Here is a 1,246-nt window from a genome sequence, read left to right as displayed (position 1 = left end):
CGAGGCGGCGAATCAGTGTTCCCAGAGGCTCGCGCACTCCAGTACTACCTGATACGCAGGTGAGCTTAACTTCCGTGTTCGGGATGGGTACGGGTGTAGCCTCACCGCTCTGGCCGCCTCAACGCCGATCCATGGAATCGAACCATGATACACACCAGCTATCGGTCAGTCGAGGTTCCGTGTATACGTGTAATCCAGTTAACGCCCGGACTCGCCCGCTGCAGGCAGTGCCCGAGTCTATGAATGTGTGGCTTCGATCGTTAGTGCTCGCGGACTCAACGCCTCGTTGCCTCGGCGCGTACATCCCGAGTCTATCCAACTCGTCTTCTACGAGTGATCTCGGCGGTGCTTCTTTTCCAGGTGGGTTTCGAGCTTAGATGCGTTCAGCTCTTACCCCGTGTTGCGTAGCTGCCCGGCACACGCTCTCTCGAACGACCGGTACACCAGTGGCAACCGTTCGTAGTTCCTCTCGTACTATACGAACGTTCCCGTCAAGCACCAATAACACCCCCAATAGATAGCAGCCGACCTGTCTCACGACGGTCTAAACCCAGCTCACGACCTCCTTTAATAGGCGAACAACCTCACCCTTGCCCGCTTCTGCACGGGCAGGATGGAGGGAACCGACATCGAGGTAGCAAGCCACTCGGTCGATATGTGCTCTTGCGAGTGACGACTCTGTTATCCCTAAGGTAGCTTTTCTGTCATCTATGGCCCGCATCAAGCAGGCTCATAGGTTCGCTAGACCACGCTTTCGCGTCAGCGTCCCTCGTTGTGTAGGACACTGTCAGCCCATCTTATGCTCTTGCACTCTTCTCCGTGTCTCCGACACGGATGAGATGGACTTAGGGCGCGCTCGATATCTTTTCGAGCGCGTACCGCCCCAGTCAAACTGCCCGGCTACCGGTGTCCTCCTCCCGGAGTGAGGGTCACAGTCACTGACGGGTAGTATTTCACTGATGGCTCGGTGGGCCGCTAGCGCGGCTACCTGTGTAACGCCTCCTACCTATGCTGCACATCAGCGACCGTGTCCCAGCGACAGCCTGCAGTAAAGCTCTATAGGGTCTTCGCTTCCCCTTGGGGGTCTCCAGACTCCGCACTGGAACGTACAGTTCACCGGGCCCAACGTCGGGACAGTGAAGCTCTCGTTGATCCATTCATGCAAGCCGCTACTGAAGCGGCAAGGTACTACGCTACCTTAAGAGGGTCATAGTTACCCCCGCCGTTAACGGGTCCTTCGTCCTCT

The 1,246-nt window shown here is 57.1% G+C and carries 2 rRNA genes; both read right to left on the bottom strand.

The features are described from left to right. A 5S ribosomal RNA gene (rrf, locus tag ABDZ36_RS14700) occupies positions 1–121 on the bottom strand; the annotation flags it as partial. A 120-nt stretch (positions 122–241) separates the two neighbouring features. Further along, a 23S ribosomal RNA gene (locus ABDZ36_RS14695) occupies positions 242–1,246 on the bottom strand; the annotation flags it as partial.

The sequence above is a fragment of the Halarchaeum salinum genome (genome assembly GCF_039520965.1).
Taxonomy (GTDB): Archaea; Halobacteriota; Halobacteria; order Halobacteriales; family Halobacteriaceae; genus Halarchaeum; species Halarchaeum salinum.
Note: the sequence above shows the minus strand (reverse complement) of the source record. Positions and strands in the feature narration are given on the sequence as shown.